Genomic DNA, 19,441 nt, shown 5'->3' with positions numbered 1-19,441 from the left:
GCGTCACCGCTCACCACCGCCCCGCAGATACACACAGCGCAGCTCGGAGGCGAAGCGCAGCTCGCCGTCCCGCAGCCAGGCGTCCTCGGGTGCGGGCAGCGTCTCGGACAGCAGGAGCTGTTCCGCCGTGCCCGCCAGCCGGGCCATGCCCTTGAGGAGTTCGGGGCTCGCGGTGTCCACGTACACCGGTTTGCGTTCGGCCGGTGACTTCGCGAAGAAGCGGTCGGGCAGGCCCCGTTCCCGGAGCAGCCGGGCCGTGGCGAGCAGCCGCTCGGCGTCGCGCTGGCTGCCGTGCGCCTCCAGCAGCGCCGCGCTCGGCAGCGCCCAACGCCGCCGGGAGAACACCACGTTGCCCCAGCGCAGCCGCGGCACGTGCGGCAGGTCCGGCAGCACCGGGCGGCGGATCCGGGGCAGTGCCAGCGCGGTGTGCACGGCGGTGTCGAGCTCGCCGTTGTGGAACAGCAGGCTCCGGCCGGGGTGGGTGTCGCCGCGCAGGACGACCCGTTCGCCGTCGCTCTCCAGCCACAGCTGGTCCAGGCCGATCCGCTCCCGGTCCGGGCCGGCGATGCCGCCCAGTTCGAGCACCACCCCGGGGAACTCCAACGGCGGCAGCCCGGTCGTACGACGGGAGATCACATTGACGGCCACCTGGTCGCCCAGGGCCCGGCGCACCCCGGCGTCCCGCTCGGCGAGCAGCGCCGCGGCGTCCGGATGGAACTGCAGCGCCCACGGGGTGAGCAGCGCCGCGTCGTGGATGTCGCCGAGCACGAGCGGGGTCACCCCCGGCTGGTATCCGGCCAGGTCGGGAGCCGCGATCAGGACGTCGATGGAGCACAGCACCGGGGCGGCGGGCGGTGGCGGCGCGGCGAGCAGCCCCGCCACGTCGATTTCGGCCCGGTCCGCGCCTTCGGCCCCGATCACCCGGCTCAGTTCGGCGCCGAGCTCTCCGCCCGGCTCGATGGCGAGGTCCGCGCACTCCCGCAGCGCCCGCAGCAGCGGGATGCGTCCCGCTCCCAGCCGGGCCGCGACCGCCCGGTTGGTGCGTACGCGGGTCGCCTCGGCCTCGTGGGCCAGCAGGTCGAGCACCGGCGCGACGGCGTCGCACATGTCGCGGGCCAGCGGGCCGCGGACCTCCAGCCCGGCCGTGCCGACGGCGGCCTCGTGGATGACGACCCGGTCGTTGTAGAAGCGGCCGCGCTCCGCCGAGCGGTCGGCGACGGGCAGCAGCGCCTCCAGTTCGGCCTGGACGGTCAGCTTCTGCTCGGGCGGCGCCGACGGATAGCCGTCGAGCAGTTCGAGCACCTTCACCAGCAGGGCCCGCACCCCGGCCGCGCGGGCGGCCGTCTCGGTGTCCGAGGCGTCGATGCGTTCCAGGGTCCAGCGCAGCGGGTCGACCACGGTCGCCGGCGGGCACAGGGTGTGCGTCAGCGTCCCCTTCGCCACGGCGGCCGCGAACGCCTCCACCGCCTCCAGGGCGCCGGCGCCGCACCCGGACGCGATCCGGGCCACCGTCCGTACGCCGTCGGCCTCCCGCAGCAGTGCCGCGCCGACGCCCGTGCCGCGGGGCGGCCCCGTCATCGTCTTGCGCACCGGCGCCAGCCGCTCGGCCAGCGCCGGATCGCCCAGCAGCAGGCCTTGCACGGCGTCGTTGACCCGGGCCGCGGTGTGCGCCTGGCGGACCGGGATCGCGGTGTGGCCCTCCCAGTCCAGCGCCGTGGCGGCGTCGGAGCCGGGGCTGAGCCTGCCGTAGTTGATGGGCCCGAAGAAGCTCATCGTCTCGCTCTTGGACGCCAGCCGCTGTGCGTAGGAGGCGAGTTGGCGCCGGATCCGGCCGCCGGCCGCACCCCGTGCGAGATCGCGGTGGACGGCGGGGGACGAGCAGACGATGGCGTCGTTGACCCGCGGATCGGTGCGGACGGCGGCGAGCGCCTCGTCGACCGCCGCCGTGTCGGCCTCGACGGTGGCGGCGAACCGCTCCCGCACCGCGCTCACCCGCTCCGCCGCGGCGTTCCACTCGGCCAGCCAGTCGGCGGGCAGGTTGTCCGACGCGGGCAGCGGCCGCAGACCGCGCAACTTGGCCTGCTGGCCCCGGGACAGCCGCCCCGCCGGGTGCAGCCGTGACGCCACGTCGGCCGACCGGGCCTCCAGGGCGAACAGCTCCTCGATGAGCAGACGGGTCCGTTCACAGGCCAGTCGCTCGACCATCTGCCAGGGGAACCCGGCGCTGCGCAGGACGACCGTGGGCAGCAGCTCCCAGCCGTGCCGCCGCGCCGCTGATTCCTGTGGCGACAGGTCGGATCGGTCGGCTCGGTGGGTCATGACGATGCTCGCTTCATGGCGATCCGGAACTCCGAGGTCACGGGGGCCCCGCCGTGGCGCAGCCACAGCGCGTCCGGCGCCGGCCTCATCTCGGCCAGCGACACCGTCGCGCTGTCACCGGCCAGCACCATCGCCACCAGTGCGTCTACGGCCAGCGGACTGTCCAGGTCGATCCCGACCGGTTTCGGCTCGTGCGCGAGGGAGGCGAAGCAGAACCGGGGCACCCCGTGCCGGGCCCGCAGCGACTGGACGGCGAGGAAGGCGGCGGCGGGGTCGCGCGCCGCGTCGACCCCGAGGTCGGCCCGGTCGAACCACCAGCGCGCCCGCTGCACGAGCAGGTCGCCGACCACGATCCTCGGCGCGAAGTCCCCGATCCGCACCAGCGGCAGCCCCACTCCGGGTGCGGCGAAGGCCCGCAGGTGCACATGGTCGTCCTCGCCGGCGTACAGGGTCAGTTCACCGTCCGGGGTGCGCAGCCGGGGCGTGCCGTCCACCAGGGCGACGGTCAGATCGGTCAGCGGCACGGTCCGCTCCCGGTCGTCGGTGGCCACCGAGGTGATCTCGATGAAGCGGCCCGGGAACCAGTCGGCCACCAGGCCCTTGTGGCGCCTGCGGCGGATCACCGTGGCCAGCCGCTCGGGGCCGCCCCACGGTTCGAGACCCGCCTCGAAGTCGCCCAGCATCCGGTCCTGTTCGTCGCTGAACAGCCCCTGTGAACCCCAGGCGAAGACGTACGGGTGAAGCTCGCCCAGCACCAGCAGCTCGCCGCCGTCCTCCCGGCTCTCCAGCATCAGATCCGGGCTGACGAAACGGGGCCGGCCGGGCTCGGGCGCGAACCCCGCGAGCTCGGCGGGGGAGAGCCGGGCCTCCTGGCCCTGCACGGCGGACTCCACCAGCGCCGCGTAGTCCCGCTTGAACCCGATCAGCGGCCCGGCGAGCCGGTCCAGACCGCCCGCCTCGACGGAGGCGCGCATCCGGCGGATCAGCTCGTCGTACGGCATGGCGCCGCCGCCCGCCTCACGCAGGATCCCCGCGCACAGCTCGGCCGCCGCGTGCTGCTGGAGCTCGCCGTAGCGGGCGGCCACGTCCAGCACCGGGCTGAGCTCGGACTCCCAGCGCCCGGCCACGTCGCCACCGACCACCACCGGGCTCTGGTCGCCCTTGGCGTCCAGGGACACCACCAGCCGGTCCGCGTACATCCGGCCGCCGGCGCGACGTGCGTCGACCTCGGTGAGCCGGGTGAAGCACTCCTCGACGCGCTCCAGCGCGACCGCCCGGGCACGGTGGCCGTCGGCCGCCGCGTAGGCGTCGCCCAGGTCGCGCAGCTCCCGCAGCCGTGCCGGCCAGGCGGTGTCCTGCGCGTAGCGGTCGGCCCAGGAGACCAGCCAGTCCAGCGGCCGCGCCGCGGTGGACGGCGGCTCGGGCCAGAGCCGGACGGCCCCCGCCTGCCGCAGCCGGTCCAGGACCCGGCGCGTCTGCGCGAGGTCGAGTCCCGCCAGCGCGGCCAGTTCGGCGGGGGAACGCCGCCCGTCGACGGCCTCGGCGAGCTGCCAGCGCACCCCGGACAGGGTGATCCGGCGGCCGTCGGCGGACTGGATCGTCCCCGACCCAGGCGCCGTCCCCGGTGCCCCGCCCGGTGCCCCGCTCGGTGTCCTGCGGCAGGACGGCAGCCAGGCCACCGGCGGGCGGTCCCGCACCTGCGGGTCCGTGCCGATGAGCTTGGCCAGCTCGCACACCGCCCAGAACGCGGTCTGCGCCTCCAGGAGGTGGTAGCCGCAGGCCGTCTCGGGGCCGAGGACGGTGCCCTCGGCCCCACGGTCGACCCTGCCGTGCACCAGCGGACCGAAGAAGCTGGTCGTCTCGTTCTTCGCGCCGAGCCGCTGGCCGTACAGGTAGACGCGGCGGTAGAAGGACCGGTCCTTGGCGCGGTTGCGGCCCGTCGTACTGTCCTGCTGGTGCCAGCCGTCGACCCAGCGCACCGCCTCGGTGTGGAAGGACGGCGACAGCTGGAGCAGGGCGTCGCACACCCGCTCGTCGCGGAGCACGTCGCGGACCCGCTCCGGCCGCCGCAGCACCTCCTCACCCAGGGCGGCGGTCAGCCGCTCGCCCGCCTGCTGCTGAGCGGAGTGCGCCGCGCGGTAGCCGTCGACCGCCGATGCCACCGCCAACGCCGATGCCAACGCCGATGCCACGTCGCCGCCGCGCGGGTCGTGCTCCACCGGCAGCCGGCGGCCCACCCGGCCGCGCAGCTTCGACAGTTCGCGCAGTCCGGCCCGGTCCCGCTCGCGGTCGGCGCCGGTGACGACCTTGGCGATCGCCTCCTGGAGCCGGGCGCGGCTCTGCTCGAACCGCGCCACCGCCTCCCGGTACTCCGCGGCCGCGGCACCCGCCGGCCCGTCACCGAGAGCGGTCAGCAGGCCGATGCCGAAGCCCGCCCTGCGCAGCAGCAGCCGATCGTAGAGCTGCCACCTGGCCCGCTGTCCCGTCTCCCCTTGGGTCGCATGGTCCGTCATGGCCTCAGTCCTGAAAGTTGATCAGGTCGAACGGGCGGTTGAGCTTGGTCCGCGGCTTGGGCAGCAGCCCTTGCAGGTCACCGCCGTCGGCGACGGCCTTGGCGAGGGCGTCCGCCGCACCGGGACGGGTGAGGCTCAGCGGCGCCATGGCCGCCACCGACCCGGCCGCGGTCACGGAGCCGGTTGTCATCACCCGACCCGCCTGGGCCAGCGCGATGCGGTACGGGTCGCCCAGCAGCCGCGCCGCGGCCTCGGCGCGCTCGTACTGCTCGGCGCCCGTCCTCGCGTCACCGCCGGAGGCGTGCAGCATGCCCAGTTCGAGGCGCACCTCGGTCTCGTGGAAGCGGTCACCCAGCTCGGCCGCGTTCACCAGCGTGGTGTCCAGGTCCGCCAGGGCGGCGTCCCGCTCGCCGACGAGCAGCCGCAGCCCGGCGCTGCGGTACGCGTGGTGCTTGCGGAAGCCCGCGTTCGACGAGCCGGCGGCCTGCTTGAACTTCTCCCAGGTCGCCAGGGCCGAGGCGTGCTTGCCCGCCTTCTCCTGGAGCACGCTGATGTTCGAGTACAGGTTGATGCGCAGATGCGCGGCACTGGCGTCGGTCAGACCCGCCATGCAGGCCAGCGCCTGCTTCTCGTGCTCGAAGGCCGCCCCCAGACGCCGCTCCGCGAACAGGGTCAGCCCGCGCAGGTTGTGCAGCCAGCCGCGCTCGCGGCGTACGCTCTCGGGCTCGCCCGGACGTTCCCCGACGACCTCGAAGCCCTGCTCCACCTCGGCGACCGCCTCCGCCAGCCGGTTCTTGCGCTTGGACAGGGTGAGCGCGGAGTACAGGTGCGACTGGGCACGCAGCTCCGGGGACAGGCCGGCGGCGTCCTCCCGGATGGCCCGGAAGCAGGCGAGGGCCGTGTCCTGGTCCCCGCGGAAGCCCGCCTGGATGCCGAGCACCTTGAGCAGGAAACCGCGTACGTCGGCGGTGCCGCGCAGGATCGCCGTCTCGAACTCGATGGCGTGGACGAGCTCCTCCTCGCGCTCCGCCTCGGCGAGCAGCCCGGGTACGCCCGACTCGGGGATGCCGGCGAGCAGCCCGATCGCCTCCTCGGCGACGACCGCCATGCCCTCCCAGTTCGTGGAGAAGAACGCCCGGCGGCAGTAGGCCAGTGCGGCGGCCACCCGGTCCACGGCGGAGCCCTCGGAGTCCCTCGCCCGCAGGAACAGTTCGCCCTCCTCGGACACCGGCTCGAATCCGGCGTCGGGAGCCGTACCCAGGTCCACGGCCAGGTCGCCCTCGGTGACCGGCAGCCCCATGCGGCGCAGACAGCGCACCCGCTCCCCGCGGTAGTCGGCGTACCGGCCGACCGGCTCGCGCACGGACGTCGGCGCGTCCAGCAGCAGTGCGGCGCCCTCGACGAGCTGCGCGTGCTCGAAGGCCCGCATGAAGCCGCGCAGCGAGGACAGGTCGGTGCCGCCCATCCCACTGAGCAGCAGGGGCCTGCCCAACTGCGCGGTGCCCGTGCACAGGGCGGTCGCGGCCACCGTCAGCACGCGGTAGACCTGCTCGCTCTCCCGGTGCAGCCGCCGCTCGGACGGCGCGAGCGCGATCTCCTCCAGCGGCGCGGTGCCGGGCGCGGTCTCGGCGGGGAAGAGCTCCGCCCACTCGGACGGGTGCCCGGCCGCGAGCCCGGTGAAGTCGGCGCCCTCGGCGCGCAGGGCGTCGATGCCCGCCCGCAGCCCGCTGTACGAGGCGGCCGGGCCGGTGTTCACGTCGACCAGGACGGAGGCGGTGGATGCGCGGCTCACCTCGGCCGCCCGCGTCACCATCGCGAGGGCTCGGTGGTGGCGAGGGCGAGCGGCGCGATCTTGTTCTCGACCTCGTCGAGGTCGAAGTCGACGTCGTCCAGCTCGTCCAGCGCGTCCAGTTCGGTGTCCTCGGCGGTTTCGGCCCCGGCGGTTTCCGCTTGGGGGGCTTCCGTCCCCTCGGCGGTCTGCTCGGGCTCTGCGGACTTCGCGGTGGACTTCGCGGTGTCTTCCATGGCGCGCTCCATTCGGAATCACGGTCGGACGTGGGAATGCGGATGCGAAGGATCCGGCGTCAGGGCAGCCGGAACCAAAGGGGTGGGCGGGAATCGTGACGGCGGACGTACGGGGGACGTACGGTGGGCGGCCGCGGTCGGCGGCAGGCCCCGGGCGCTCAGCCGACCGGCGTGCGCATCCGGGCGAACTCGACCACTTGCCGTCCGACGGTGGCCAGTTGCGCGGTGAGATGCGGGTCGCCGGTGCTGTCGCCGGCGCTGTCGTCGGACGCCAGGGTGACGCTCTCCGTGTTGATGGCCACTCCCAGGGGAGTGGGCCAGCCCCTCAGGGCGTGCACGACGGAGCGCAGCCCCGCCAGCGTCGAAGCGGCCTGCGTCCCGCGTGCGGTGACGACACAGCCGACGGCGCGGCCGTGCAGATAGGGACGCGCGTCCTCGCGCAGGTCCTCCAGGTAGTCGAGGGCGTTCTTCACCAGACCGGAGACGCCCCCGTGGTACGCGGGCGTGCCGATCACCAGGCCGTCGGCGAGGGCGACGGCCTCGACCAGCCGCCGGGCCGCCGGGGTGCGCAGTGACTCCCCCGGTGCGTAGAGCGGCAGTTGGAGTTCCTCGGCACCCAGCAGCAGGGTCCGGGCCCCCGCCGAAGCGGAGGCCGCGAGTACCGCCCGGACCGCCCGTTCCGTCGAGGAACCGGAGCGGACGGTGCCCCCGATGCCGACGATCAGGGGCCCGGCATCGGCTGGGGCACCAACACCGGGATTCTCCACCGAAAGAACGGAACCCTGGTTCGTCTCCAGCACGGTTACCCCAATCTCCTTGACCGGTCGCGGTTTTCGGAGTCTAGACAGGGTGGTTATGCGCTGGTTATGAGCTGGTTATGCGTGGGTTATGCATTGGTTACGCGTGGGCCGGGGGCCTGGTCCACAGTCCGGGCGGACGCGTCCTGGGTGCGCAGAACCCGATCCAGAAGCCGCTGGGTGTCAGGGCTGACATCGATGTCCAGACCATCCGACATCCGGGCCCGGCACAGCTTGTACCAGGACCTCGCCTGCCCTAACTGGCCCAGGTCGCCGTGAACTTGGATCAGAGTCCGGTAGACGTCCTCCTGGTACGGGTCGATGTCCAGCGTGCGGCGGCACATGTCGATGACCTTCGGCAACTCGCCCCGGTCCAGTGCCTCCTGGAGGAGGAAGTCCGCCGCTCCCAGCGCGAGGGACCGTACCCAGTCCCGCTGCTCCCTGGCCCAGTCGGCGGTCTCACCGGGCAGGAAGTCCCCGGTGTGAAGATCCAGCGCCCTGCGGTAGTGCTCCGCGGCCGCGCGCGGATCACTTCGGGCCGCCGCCCGGTGCCCTTCGTTGCACAGCCGCTCCAGCTCCTCGAAGTCCAGCCAGGCGTCATGGAGTTTGAGGGAGTACCCGTACTCGCTGCAGACGATCTCCGCGGCCGGCTGCTCCTCCGCGGCCTGCTGCCCGCTGAGTATCTGGTGCACCGCGTGCTTGGCGACCTTGAGCGAGCTGGAGCCCGCCGCCCGGGTGCGGTCGGGCCACAGCGCGGCGTGCAGTTCGTCGCGGTCGACCGTGCGGCCCCGGTTGATGAGGAGGTAAAGGAACAGTGTGCGCGCCTTGCCGGCCCGCCAGCGTCTGACCGGGAGTCCCCTCAAGTCCAGTGAAAAGCCGCCGAGGCAGCGTACGACGGCAAGCGTGGAAATCTCGGTCATGTGGAAACCCTCCTTCTTCGTGGGGGTAACAGGATGCGAACGCGCTGGCACGGTCGGTCGGTTCAGGCCTGTGGGGGAGGCAACCCGGTCGACCGGTGGTACGACCGGGGTGAGGGCCGGTCGCCTTATCTGTGTTGACGTACGGGAACGGCGTGGCCGTTCGGAGAATGCCGGTCAGACGGACGGCGGGAAGCGGAGTCTCCGGTTCTGCCCGGCTCGCGTCCGTGTCCCGGCCTCGGCTGTGACGCGACGGCTCGGCGATCGCCTCCGCCCGGGTCGGTGGTCGACCCCGGAAGCCCTCGTCTCACCAGAAGATGCTGATGGTGCACTCGCTCATGGCGAGCCGTCGCGGCATCCTGGAGGGGCCCTCATGCAACTCGGCCTGTTTTCCCCGAACTTCGGCGCACTTTCCGGCCTCGTCGATCGGCGACTTCACGAAGTCGATTCCGAGAAGGCGCCGCCCATCACCACACCCGGGTCGGTGTACGCACGATCGGTGTGCTGATTCCGCTGACACGTCCCACCCCATGACGGCGGCGGCGGAGGCCCGGGCCGGCGTGACGAGTGTGAGCCCGACGGTCACCCCAGCGGCGGCGACCAGGGTCCCAAGTGGCTTGCGCGGCATGATGTACGTTCTCCAGAGTTGCCTGCCAGGCACCGTCCGGCCGCCCGAGTCAGGAAGATCAGTAATGACTCTGGCTTCTCCGAATAAACAAGCAATGAACAGCAGATACGGCCCCGGCACCCGCCCGTTTCGGCTCTCCGGGTGAACGAACTACGCCGCCCCGAACCCCGAATCAAACCCGCCCGCCGTTCGCCCCCACACGATCACGCGCCCGTTCTCACGCCTCCGCGCACCACCCGAAGGATGAACCCCCGCCGCCCCGCCCCGACACCCACACACCGAAGAACAGCCGCATGCCTCGCCCCCCGTCACACCGGTCGGGCCATCCCCGCGTATGCGGGGCCTACGAGCGCGGATACCGCGACCACAAGGGCTCGCAGGAGCAACCCCCGCGTGTTGCGGGGCTGACCCCTCCTCGGTCTCCACGTCCAGCCACAGCCGGGAACCATCCCCGGGGGCGCGGGGCTGATGCTTCCTGACCTGGGGCGCTTCGTCTCAGCGTAGACCAATCACGTCAGTTCCGATCGGCAGCTCCATGTGCGCAGGTCCGACGCCGCCTCGCCGTGCGTGGCGGCGTCCCTACCCGAGCGTCCGGGACTATCGGCTGAGGCCTTCCTCCGGGGTGTAGGTGATGCCGAGGGGCCCGCTGATGCACCTGCCGGTCGTGGGGTCGAGGAGGGCCGTACGGCGGTAGCGCAGGGCGGGGCGGTGGAGTGTGGGCCAGGTGCTGGGGCGCGGGATCCCGTTGCGGTCCGACACCCAGGTCACCGGGATGGAGAGGGTGTTGAGGAGGTAGTCCTTCTGCTGCCTGCGGCGATCGCGGCTGTCCGCCGGGTGGTAGCGGGTGTCCGCGAACAGCAGGCCGGCGCGGTCGTAGGTGAGCGCCCCGTTGGACTGCTGGTAGAGGGCGAGGCATTCGATCGAGGGTGTGCCGAGGCGGGAGAGCGCGGCGATGCCCGGGGCGCCGATGTCCCGGCCGCCGCCGTGTGCTTTGCCCGACGCGAGGTCGTAGGCGGTGGTCGGGGTCCGGCCCCGCCGGCCGTAGGGGCGGACTGAGCGGGCGGTCACCTCGCCGTTCTCGTTGGTGATCGCGGCATGCCAGTCCTGCCCGGTCCGGTCGAGGAGTTGACCGAGCGCGCCGGGTTGTGGGGAAGGGGGGCCGTAGACCTCCCGGATGAGGGCGCCGTGCTCGCGGGCGTCCAGGGCGAACCGGCCGGCCTCTCCCGCCCGTCGGTCGAGGGCGTGCCAGGTGGCGGCGAGCGTGTACGGCGCGTAGACACCCCCGTCGGGGTTTCCGTACGGCCTCCCGTTGTTCCGGTCCGGGGGCTCGACGACGGGCAGTTCGGCGCCGTCGGGCTGCCACAGCACGGTGAGCGTGGGCTCGCGGAACCACGGGGGCCGGGCGTTGTGGTGGTGCCGGTGGAGGCGCCCGTAGCGCTGGATGAGCAGGTCGATCGGGGCGAGGTCGGTGTAGAGCCGGTCGAAGTCGACGTCGAGGGACTGTTCGATGACCTGGGTGGCGATGACGAGGAGTCGGCGGGGGCGCCCGGGGTCGGGCCCGCCGGTGTCCGGGCCGGGGCCGAGGGCGTCGACCACCCGGGTTTCGAGCGGGAGGCGGTCGCGGCCCATCAGTCGACCGTGCAGCAGGATGATCTCGTCCTTCCGCCACCCGTTCCGCAGCCCCAGATCCCGCGCGGTGCGGTGCAGTTCGACCGCGGACGCGACCCGGTTGCGGACCACCGCGGTGATGCCTCCGTCCGCAGTCTCGCGCAGCAGCTGGGTGGCGAGGCCCGTCGGCCCGGGCAGTGGCTGGAGGCGCACCTCGGTGCCGACCCGACGGGGCCGGACAGGTACCACACCGTCTTCGTCCTCCCCGGCACGGCGGACGGTGCCGCTCTGGTCGACGACGGTGACGGGACCGGTCCCCCCGGTGTCCCGGGCGACGGCTCGGTGCCCCGTGCACCAGGCTCGGACGAGCGCCTCACGCACCGGCGCGGGGAGCGTCGCGGAGAGGACGACCACGGACGCCCCGGCGTCCGCGAGCCACTCGACTGCCGCGCCGAGCATTCCCTGTTGGAAGAGCTGGTAGACGTGGGCCTCGTCGATGACGACCGTCTTCCCCGCGAGTCCGAGGAAGCGCAGCATCCAGTGGCGGTTCCGCTGCGGGATCAGGACGACCTGGTCCACGGTGCCGATCCCGAACGTCGAGACCAGGCCGAGGCAGTTTCGCAGGTACCAGGGGTTGAGGACGACTTCGTCGGGCTTGCCGTCGCCGGCCTCGCCGCTGTCGTGCGAGGCCACGGCCACGGAGTCGGGCAGGGAGCGCAGGGCGTTCTGCTGCCGGGTGGCGGCGGCGTCGATCAACCGGTGGACCAGGTCGGTGGCTTCGGCGGCTGCGTGGACGACGGCGAGGTTGTTGGTCGTGGCGCCGCCGGTCGAGCGCTTGACGAACGTCTCCAGCTCGCCCGCCGCCTGGTTGGTGGCGGCCCGGGTCGGCATGGCCATGAACAGGCCCTGGTGGCCGCAGGTCCTGGCGAGGTGGTGGGCGATGGCGAACGCCAGGCGGGTCTTCCCGGAGCCGGTGTCGGACTCGATGACGACCAGGGCCGGTCCGTCCTCGGGGAGTGCGGCGAGTGCGGCGCTCTGGAACGGGCGGGGCGTGGTGCCGGGGAACAGTTCGGGCCAGGTCCGGGGTTCCGGACGCCACCGGTCGAGTGCGAGGTCGGAGATCGCGTCCCGGGCCTGGCGCTGGGACGCGGAAAACCAGTCGGCCGCCGGGGTGTCGAGCCGGCGGTAGGTGAAGTGGTCGTCGCTGGAGGCGATCCAGTCGGCCAGGATCACGAGACCGGTGAACATCGGTAGCACGGAGGGGCGTTTGGGCCTGACGAGGGCCGGCAGGGTCGGGAGGGAGACGCCGATGAGCTCGGCCGCCTCCGTGACGAGGCTGCGGTAGACGGGCTCCCACATCTCCATCGGGGCGGCGCCGGAGGCCCGCTCGACCGTGTCCAGGTCGGGGATGTGGCCGTGGTGGCCACCCAGCAGCAAGGCGACGGTGTGCAGGCCGGGGAACTCGTCCCCGCCTCCTCCGCAGCGCGGCGTGCAGCCGCAGCCGAGGATCCGGGGCAGGTGCGCCGCCGTGATGTGCTCGTGCCGGGCGTCGGCCTGCCCGTCGGGGTGGGCGTCACGGGGGAGACCGGCGGCGGACGCTTGGTCCCGCCAGGCTTCCAACTCGCGGCCCCTGAGCAGCAGGTCGTCGCCGAGGCCCGTTCCGAAGGAGCGGAGGAAGCAGCCGGACCCCTTGCCCAGGTCGTGCAGGCCGGCCAGCAGCATCACGGTCCTGCGCGCGGTCTCCTCGTCGCCGGCCCCGAACGCCTCCGTGAGCCGCAGCCGCATCCCGGGCGTGAGGTACCGGTCCCACAGCTGCCCGGTGCACGCGGCCGTGTCGAGGACGTGCGCCGTGAGCGGGTTCCATGCCGGACCGCCGGTTCCACGGGATCGGCGCCGCTGGTCCGTCTTTCCCCAAATGGTGTGGTGGGTTGGAACGTTGAGGAACTGTTGACGTGTCAAGACCCGCCTCCGGGAGCTGCTACTGTCGTGCCGCTGAGACAGACCCAACGAAGTTTGGGAAATTAACAACGTCTTGCGCGCACCGGTTCGCCGAGACGGCGCGACCTCGCGGAGGGGGGAGCGGACATGCGATGGGATCCACGCCACCAAGCATGTATCCCGGTACTGACAATCGACGGAGTCCCGGTTCGGCCCGGTCCTGCGGATGAGGGTGAACCACTGCGGTCCACCCCAGAGAACGGGGACGAGTCGGGCCGGGCCGGCCTCGCGAAGGTCTCCGTCGTCCAGGCACTGCGGTACGCCGACCGGATCGCCGCCGTGTACGGACGGACCCCGGGGGAGACCGTCGCGGTGCTCGAGTGGCTGCTCGGTGTGCTGTACGCCGCCGAGTGCTGCCCGGAGACGTACGGCGAGTGGCTGGCCTGGGTGGAGAGGCGCGAACCGCTCACCGAGGCCGCGGATTGGCTCGTCCGCCACGAGGGCGTGTGGGACCTGTTCGACGCCGAGCGTCCGCTCGGCCAGAACGCCGCTCTGCTGAAGCACGTGGACGCGTTCGGCGTCGGGCCGGCCCAACTGGTGATCGAGCAGGCCGGCGACTACAACCAGCACTTCGACCACCGCCACCTGCACCACCCCGAACCGCTCCCGGCCGATGCCGCCTGGCGTGCGATGCTGACCCAGCACGCCTTCGGGCAGGGCCGCCGAGCCCGGATCCCTGCCAAGGAGATGGGCCTGCCGGCTCCGTTCACCAACCTGTCCAGCTGCCGCCTGGGTTCGCGCATCCGGGTCCTCGCGCTCGGCCCCACGCTCGGCGACACACTGCGGCTCAACCTCGCCCCCTGGGACGGGGAGCCGGACGCGCTCAACCTGACCTGGGGCGACCGCTCCCGCCGGCCGTTCCGCCGCACCGGTGCCCACGAGACCCGCAGGCCCGATGGCCCCGCCGACCTCCACACCGTGCTCGGCCGCTCGGTCGCGCTCCGCGCCGTGGTGATGGCGGACGGCGAGCCGGGAGTCGATCGGGTCCTCGTCGGACCGGGGGAGACGCTCGCCGAACTCCCCGACGTCTACCGCCAGGACGAGGTCATGGTCATGCGAGCAGGCAAGCCGGTGACGCTCAAGCCGCAGGCCTCCCGGGAGCTGTGGCGCGAGTCGCACGCGCTGTACGCCGCGGTCGCCGAACGCGTCAAGGGCAACGACCTGTACGGGCGCCTCGCCATGCTGCGCAGCGACCGCCCGGAGCTGTGGGCGGTCGGCCTGCTGGCGGACAAGGGCCAGCCGATCACCTGGGTGGACGACCGCTTCCCGTTCGTTCCCGGGCGCGAGGCCGGCCTCCGGCAGGCGAGCGAACAGGGCTCGGCGGTCGCCGAGTACGCGGCGGGCGCGCTCCGGGCCGCCGCCACCACCGCCTGCGAGCACGTCTATTCGGGCGCCGGTGACCGGTCCGCCCACTTGGCCCGCTTCAACGGCGAACCCGAGCTGTGGGCGGGAGCCGGTGCGGAGTTCCACGCCATGCTCGACGCCGTCGCGGACGGCCACCCGGCCGCGGACGCGCTGTCCCACTTCGGGACCGGGATCAGGGCGCTCGCCACGGCCGCCCTGAAGGCCAGGCTGGACAGCCTCCGCCTGGTCGGCCGGGAGCTGAAGGCGCACACGCTGGCCACGAAGCGGCTCCAGGTCGAACTGGACCGCCCCGACGCGCCGAACCCGCTGAAGGAGACCACCCCATGACCGAGCCCTCACCGGTGCTCCCGGCACCCGCACCCCCCGAGCCGGACCTCGGGAAGCAGCTCACCGCCTGGCTCTGCGGCCTCGTCCGCGCCCGGCAGTACGGGCAGTTGGCCGACCTGCGCCGCCCGGAAGCCGTGACGCAGGCCCGCCTCATCGCCGCGAACTTCGCGCTGTCCGAGGAGACCCGGCCGGTCTTCGAGCACGTCGCCTTTCTCTTCGCCCGCTACCACGCCGGGCGGCTGGACCCGTCCCCGGGCTCGGGCGACATCGGGGCCGCCCTCGGTCGCATCGGCACGGGGGCGGGACGTGGCCAGGCCAACCCCGGCGCGGTGCGGCTGCTGGACCGCGTCGTGGCCTCCCGCAGGGTCCCGTGGCGCCACCTCCAGCACGTGGTCGAGCGCGCCAGGTCCTGCGACACCGTCCCCCCGTCCTGGGCGGTCCTCACCGAGGACCTCGCCGGATGGTCTGGTTGGGGGCGGCCGGTTCAGTACCGGTGGGCCCGTTCCTTCTACACCCCGACCTACGCCCCGACCTACACGTCCGAGACCCCGACCAGTGTGCCCCGGCCGCGCGGGACCGCGCCCGCCGCCGATCCGATCGGAGACAGCAAGTGACCAGCACCGTAGAGCCCTCGACCACCGAAGCCGCCTCCCTGACCACTGAGGCCGCGTCGTCGACCGCCGGAGCCGCCGACTTCACCGGCGCGCAGTACCTCTCCCTGCACCTCCTGGAGACGATGGTCGCGGTCCTGCCGGTGCGTGACGAGAACGGCATGCCCAAGTCGATCAGCCTCGGCGGCGACCTCCGGACGATGATCACCTCGCAGGCCCGTCGACGCGCGGAGCGCACCTACTCCCGCAACCGCGCCAACACGGGCGACGGGCCCCTGGCCGGCCACACGATGGGGCTGCGCACCCGCGAGTGGGCGAAGATCACCGCCGCCGAACTGGAGGCCGGGGGCTGGGAGCCGGGGACGGCCCTGGCGGCCGCCAAGGCCGTACTGAGCGGCATCGGGCTGAAGTTCGGCGACAAGCCCAACACCGCCGACCTCACCAAGGTGCTGCTGTTCGCCCCCGAGAACGCCGGGAAGGTCCTCGCCGACAAGCTCCTCGAACACCGCGCCGCCGTCGCCGAGTGGAGCAGCGCGTACGTGGCGGCGCAGGACGCCGCAGCGGAGAAGAAGGCGAAGGCCGCGGCCAAGCGCCGCGCCCAGGCCAAGGACCGCAAGGAGGGGCGGGTGCCTGCGGACGAGCCCCAGGAGAGCGGCGGCGAGGCCGGGGACGAGAAGCTGCCCGGCCTGCCGAAGGACCTGAGGTCCGCCGTCCTCACCGCCCTGGCCCCCGGTGACGCGATCGACATCGCCCTCTACGGCCGTTTCCTCGCCGGGATCGCCGACTCGCCCGACGTCGACGGCGCCATCCAGACCGCCCACGCCTTCACCGTCCAGCCCGCCGAGCACATCGACGACTTCTACTCGGCCGCCGACGACGCCAAGCTCGACCGCAGGAACCGCTCCCGCGCCAACGCCCTGGACTACCTGGACGCCGCCGAGGACTCCGGCGCGGGCATGACCGGGTACCAGTCGCTGATCTCCGGCACCTTCTACCGCCACGCGGTCCTGGACCGCCACAAGCTGCGCGCCAACCTGAAGGCCGCCGGAATGACGGCCGAGCGGATCGAGGCCGCGGCGGCCGCGGCCGAGCTGGAGGTGGTCGACGCCTTCGTCAACTCCCAGCCGAGGGCCAAGGCCAACACCACCGCCTCGACCGGCTCCCTGCCGAAGCTCGTCATGGCCTTCGACGGCAAGCGCCCGTTCAACTACGGCCTGGCGTTCGAGAACGCCGTCTTCGAGGAGGCCGACGGCCCGGCCTCCCTGGAGGCCACCCGCCGCCTCCTCGCCCAGCACGCCCTCGTCCTGCGCAAGCGCGACGACATCAGTCCGGCCCGCCTCCTCACCTACGACCTCGCGGTCGAGCGGCTGCTCGGCGCAGAAGCGGAGAACGGCAACCTGCCCGGCGCCGAGGTCGACACCATCGAGGAGCTGACCCGACCGTGACGGAGTCCGTCCTCCTCGCGCGGCTCGCGGCGCCCCTCCAGTCCTGGGGGAGCGGCTCGCACTTCGAGCGGCGCGACACCCAGCTGCACCCCACCAAGTCGGGGTGCGTCGGGATGGTCGCCGCCGCCCTCGGCCTCGACCGTACCGACGACATCGGCCACTTGGCCGCGCTGCGGTTCGGCGTCCGCGCGGACCGCCCCGGCACGCCCGCCCACGACTACCAGGTCGTCGGTGGCGGACCGATGCCGCTCCGGCCGCGCGACCTGATCACGGACCACCGGCGCGCCGATGCCGCCGCCGCACGCCTCGACGGCGAGCGCGGTCCGACCTTCGGCCGGGCCGCCGGCACCGCGTTCGCCTCCTGGTACGGCGCGCCGAAGGAGATCGCACCGGACGAGCGGACCGGGGTCCTCCTCGCCGGGAACCTCCGCCGCGACCCGATACAGACCTACCGCTGGTACCTGGCGGACGCCGCCTTCGTCGCGGCCTTCGAGAGCCGGGACCGCGACCTGCTGGAGCGGATCGCCGGCGCGCTGGAGCAGCCCAAGAGGCTGCTCTGGCTCGGGCGGAAGTCTTGCCCGCCGTCCGGCACCATCGCTGGCGGGGTGCACCCGGGCACGCTGGAGACGGTCCTGCGATCCACGGCCCCACTGCCCAACGCCACGGCGAAGGCGCCGTGGTTCTGGTGCGAGGTCCCGCCGGGCACCAGGGGCGCGAGCCGGACCACCGACCAGCCCGTCACCTTCGACCCCGAGCAGCGCATGCACGCCGTCCGCTGGGAGACCCGTACCCGCCTCACGCCCGACCCGGACGCCGCCATCTGCTGGGAGGACCTCATCCCATGACGAACCGACTGATCACCTGCCACAGCATCATCGCCCTGGACGCCCGGCATCCCGTCGCGGCCCGGTGCCTGCTCGATGCCCAGGACATGCACCGCCTGGTGATGAGCGGCTTCCGCGGCTGGGTGGAGGACGGCCAGTCGGACCCCCGGGCGCAGATGGGGATCCTGTCGACGTGGAACGTCGACCTCAGGACCGACACCCTGCTCCTGGTCGTGCAGTCCAAGGTCACCCCGGACTGGTCGCTCATCCCCCGGGAGGCGCTCACCAGCAGGATCGAGACCATCAGCGTCGACCAACCCCTGCGCAAGGGCGGCGAGTTCACTTTCCGCACGGTCCTGAGCGCACTGACCGCCCGCCCCGACGGCCGGCCCGGGACGGGGCGCTCCCGCAAGGTCCCGGCGGTCAGGCCGGACCAGGTCCGCGACTGGCTGACGAAGCGGTCGCAGCCGACCGTCGAGGGGCCGGGCGCGACGGCGGACAGCGGCGTGCGGTTCATCGGGGCGGAGATCGACCGGCGCTCGCTCGCGATCCGCATGCTGCCGCCGGTGACGAGCCGCCACCATGCAGGGTTGAAGATCACCCGCTCCGAGGTGCGGGGGCAGCTGGTGGTGGTCGACCCCGAGGCCTTCCACCGCACCCTGACGGACGGCCTCGGCTCCGGTCGGGCGTACGGCTGCGGGCTGGTACTGGTGCGGCAGAGCGGGCCCCGCCCCTGAACGGACGTGGTGGGCAGAGGTAGCATCACCTCTGCCCCGCCACTCGCGAGGATGACTCTGGAGTATGTGACATCAAGGCTCCAGGCCTGGCCTCAGCCGGGACCGCCCCGACACCGCTCGACTCAACCCAGCCTGTCGCGCACCGCCCTCGCGCCCAGCGGGGCGACCTTCTGCCTCTGCCGAGGTCGGCCCCGCACACTCGGGGCCGACGGCGTCCTGGGCGAGCTGGGTGAACATGTGCAGGGACCATCCCCGCACGCGCGGGGCCGATTTCAGATCCTTGTCGGCAGCTCGGCTGCTGTTGGGAGGTGGTCGCGGCGTGCGGCGTGCTGCACACCGCGACCACCTCCAGAGCGATCAAATGGTCTTGCTTGTAGGTCAGAGGTAACCGCCGACGACGATCCATCCAGGGCCAGGCCGAGTGGCGCGGACAACGCCAGGACATCGCCCGTAGCTGCCACTACCAACGCCGGCTGGACATGATCGAGGGGCGGTCCCAAGAAGACCGCCCCTGACGGGCACCAGCCCACTGCACTCCCCGTGCAGCCTTCTGGCCAGGAAAAACATCGAAGTCCGGTTGACGTATTAGTCGTCAGAGGCTGCTGTACCGGTGCCTGAGGCGGGGTGAGGTGGTGGAGACGCGGTCGGGAAGGAGATGCCGGAGAAGTCCCGACCCTGTAGTACCGGGGCGTGGAAGGTACCGCCGCTGATGGTACTGGTCACTTCGCCGTCGCCGGTGCGGACTACTCTGGCCTGCTCGTGCCACTGCTGCAGGCCGGTACGGAACTGCGAGTCCAGTGCGGCTCGTACGGCCAAAGCGGTGCTGAGCGCGCCCGCGTGCTCTGGACCGGGTGCCTGCTCGAGCGCTGCCAGCTCTGCCTCCCCCGAGGACACCGCAGGCACGCCGTCGGTACGTTGGAACGGGCGGCGAACCAGCGTGCTCAGCCCAGTCCAGACCTGCTTGCCGGCCTCGCCACCGGCGCCACCGGCCAACGCCGCCAGCAAGACCATCGAAATCGGCTCCACCGCGCCACACCCCTGTCGTCCAGCCTGACCGCAGTTGACACGGTACGGGCAACTGCCACCCGCTCGAAGGCAAACCGCACAACTCCACTGCCCAGGATCCGAGACCGGTCCGGGGCCCGCGGCTCCGAGGGAAGGTCGGAGGGTCCGCCTCGAGCTTCAACTGGCCCTATCCTGGCGTTGAGCTGTTGACTGCCGTCCGACGCGACTGCAACAGCCCTCCACATGGCAGGACCCTTTTGGGCGGGCACCGCCGCAGTCGTGACCATGGCGGCCCGGCGATGACGGTCCGACGGTAGGGCCG

The 19,441-nt window shown here is 72.7% G+C and carries 13 protein-coding genes; 5 read left to right on the top strand and 8 right to left on the bottom strand.

Annotated elements, in window-relative coordinates; translation table 11 throughout:
- Positions 1-3: 3 nt before the first annotated feature.
- The 7 genes from ACFWPT_RS27890 to cas3 form a co-directional block, all read right to left on the bottom strand.
- A complete protein-coding gene (locus tag ACFWPT_RS27890; RefSeq protein ID WP_380485093.1) occupies positions 4-2,319 on the bottom strand; it encodes a lantibiotic dehydratase in 2,316 nt (771 codons plus the stop codon).
- Positions 2,316-4,832, bottom strand: a complete 2,517-nt coding sequence (locus tag ACFWPT_RS27885) for a hypothetical protein (RefSeq protein WP_380485091.1) — start codon at positions 4,830-4,832, stop codon at positions 2,316-2,318. The genes ACFWPT_RS27890 and ACFWPT_RS27885 overlap by 4 nt, the downstream gene beginning before the upstream one ends.
- Positions 4,833-4,836: 4 nt before the next feature.
- A complete protein-coding gene (locus ACFWPT_RS27880; protein ID WP_380485089.1) occupies positions 4,837-6,624 on the bottom strand; it encodes a hypothetical protein in 1,788 nt (595 codons plus the stop codon).
- Positions 6,625-6,638: 14 nt separating this feature from the next.
- Positions 6,639-6,857, bottom strand: a complete 219-nt coding sequence (locus ACFWPT_RS27875; protein ID WP_380374252.1) for an ammosamide/lymphostin RiPP family protein — start codon at positions 6,855-6,857, stop codon at positions 6,639-6,641.
- A 158-nt stretch (positions 6,858-7,015) separates the two neighbouring features.
- Positions 7,016-7,657 (bottom strand): NADPH-dependent FMN reductase, encoded by a 642-nt coding sequence (locus ACFWPT_RS27870; protein WP_380374249.1) that lies wholly within the window; start codon positions 7,655-7,657, stop codon positions 7,016-7,018.
- Positions 7,658-7,743: 86 nt separating this feature from the next.
- On the bottom strand, positions 7,744-8,574 hold the full coding sequence (locus ACFWPT_RS27865; RefSeq protein ID WP_380374246.1) for a BTAD domain-containing putative transcriptional regulator: 831 nt from the start codon (positions 8,572-8,574) through the stop codon (positions 7,744-7,746).
- 1,222 nt (positions 8,575-9,796) lie between these two features.
- Positions 9,797-12,913 carry a CRISPR-associated helicase Cas3' gene (gene cas3 / locus ACFWPT_RS27860; RefSeq protein ID WP_380485087.1) on the bottom strand — a complete coding sequence of 1,039 codons (3,117 nt, stop codon included), beginning with the start codon at positions 12,911-12,913 and terminating at the stop codon, positions 9,797-9,799.
- On the opposite strand from cas3, the gene ACFWPT_RS27855 reads away from it, so the two are divergent.
- From ACFWPT_RS27855 to ACFWPT_RS27835, 5 genes are read left to right on the top strand one after another with little or no spacing between them, the layout of a single operon-like run.
- The gene (locus ACFWPT_RS27855) at positions 12,893-14,497 is read left to right on the top strand and encodes a type I-E CRISPR-associated protein Cse1/CasA (protein ID WP_380485085.1); all 1,605 of its coding nucleotides are present in this window, start codon (positions 12,893-12,895) and stop codon (positions 14,495-14,497) included. The genes cas3 and ACFWPT_RS27855 overlap by 21 nt on opposite strands.
- Positions 14,494-15,111: a type I-E CRISPR-associated protein Cse2/CasB gene (casB, locus tag ACFWPT_RS27850; RefSeq protein WP_380485083.1), complete on the top strand. Its 618-nt coding sequence runs from the start codon at positions 14,494-14,496 to the stop codon at positions 15,109-15,111. Before ACFWPT_RS27855 ends, casB begins: the two co-directional genes overlap by 4 nt.
- A complete protein-coding gene (locus tag ACFWPT_RS27845; RefSeq protein ID WP_380485081.1) occupies positions 15,108-16,553 on the top strand; it encodes a type I-E CRISPR-associated protein Cas7/Cse4/CasC in 1,446 nt (481 codons plus the stop codon). The genes casB and ACFWPT_RS27845 overlap by 4 nt, the downstream gene beginning before the upstream one ends.
- Positions 16,550-17,398 carry a type I-E CRISPR-associated protein Cas5/CasD gene (gene cas5e, locus ACFWPT_RS27840; protein ID WP_380485079.1) on the top strand — a complete coding sequence of 283 codons (849 nt, stop codon included), beginning with the start codon at positions 16,550-16,552 and terminating at the stop codon, positions 17,396-17,398. Before ACFWPT_RS27845 ends, cas5e begins: the two co-directional genes overlap by 4 nt.
- Positions 17,395-18,114, top strand: a complete 720-nt coding sequence (locus tag ACFWPT_RS27835) for a type I-E CRISPR-associated protein Cas6/Cse3/CasE (protein ID WP_380485077.1) — start codon at positions 17,395-17,397, stop codon at positions 18,112-18,114. The genes cas5e and ACFWPT_RS27835 overlap by 4 nt, the downstream gene beginning before the upstream one ends.
- A gap of 585 nt (positions 18,115-18,699) precedes the next feature.
- Here ACFWPT_RS27835 and ACFWPT_RS27830 read toward each other — a convergent pair.
- The gene (locus ACFWPT_RS27830; RefSeq protein WP_380485075.1) at positions 18,700-19,140 is read right to left on the bottom strand and encodes a hypothetical protein; all 441 of its coding nucleotides are present in this window, start codon (positions 19,138-19,140) and stop codon (positions 18,700-18,702) included.
- Positions 19,141-19,441: the final 301 nt, after the last annotated feature.

This window comes from Kitasatospora sp. NPDC058478 (genome assembly GCF_042720345.1).
Classification (GTDB): Bacteria; Actinomycetota; Actinomycetes; order Streptomycetales; family Streptomycetaceae; genus Kitasatospora.
The sequence above is the reverse complement of the archived record's forward strand: the minus strand, read 5'-3'. Positions and strand labels throughout refer to the sequence as shown.

Excerpts from the sequence above, each read along its gene's own strand:
- ACFWPT_RS27890 (WP_380485093.1), bottom strand. The coding sequence starts at position 2,319 with ATGACCCACCGAGCCGACCGATCCGACCTGTCGCCACAGGAATCAGCG.
- casB (WP_380485083.1), top strand. The coding sequence starts at position 14,494 with ATGACCGAGCCCTCACCGGTGCTCCCGGCACCCGCACCCCCCGAGCCG.
- ACFWPT_RS27875 (WP_380374252.1), bottom strand. The coding sequence starts at position 6,857 with ATGGAAGACACCGCGAAGTCCACCGCGAAGTCCGCAGAGCCCGAGCAG.
- ACFWPT_RS27855 (WP_380485085.1), top strand. The coding sequence starts at position 12,893 with ATGCGATGGGATCCACGCCACCAAGCATGTATCCCGGTACTGACAATC.
- ACFWPT_RS27865 (WP_380374246.1), bottom strand. The coding sequence starts at position 8,574 with ATGACCGAGATTTCCACGCTTGCCGTCGTACGCTGCCTCGGCGGCTTT.
- ACFWPT_RS27885 (WP_380485091.1), bottom strand. The coding sequence starts at position 4,832 with ATGACGGACCATGCGACCCAAGGGGAGACGGGACAGCGGGCCAGGTGG.
- ACFWPT_RS27835 (WP_380485077.1), top strand. The coding sequence starts at position 17,395 with ATGACGAACCGACTGATCACCTGCCACAGCATCATCGCCCTGGACGCC.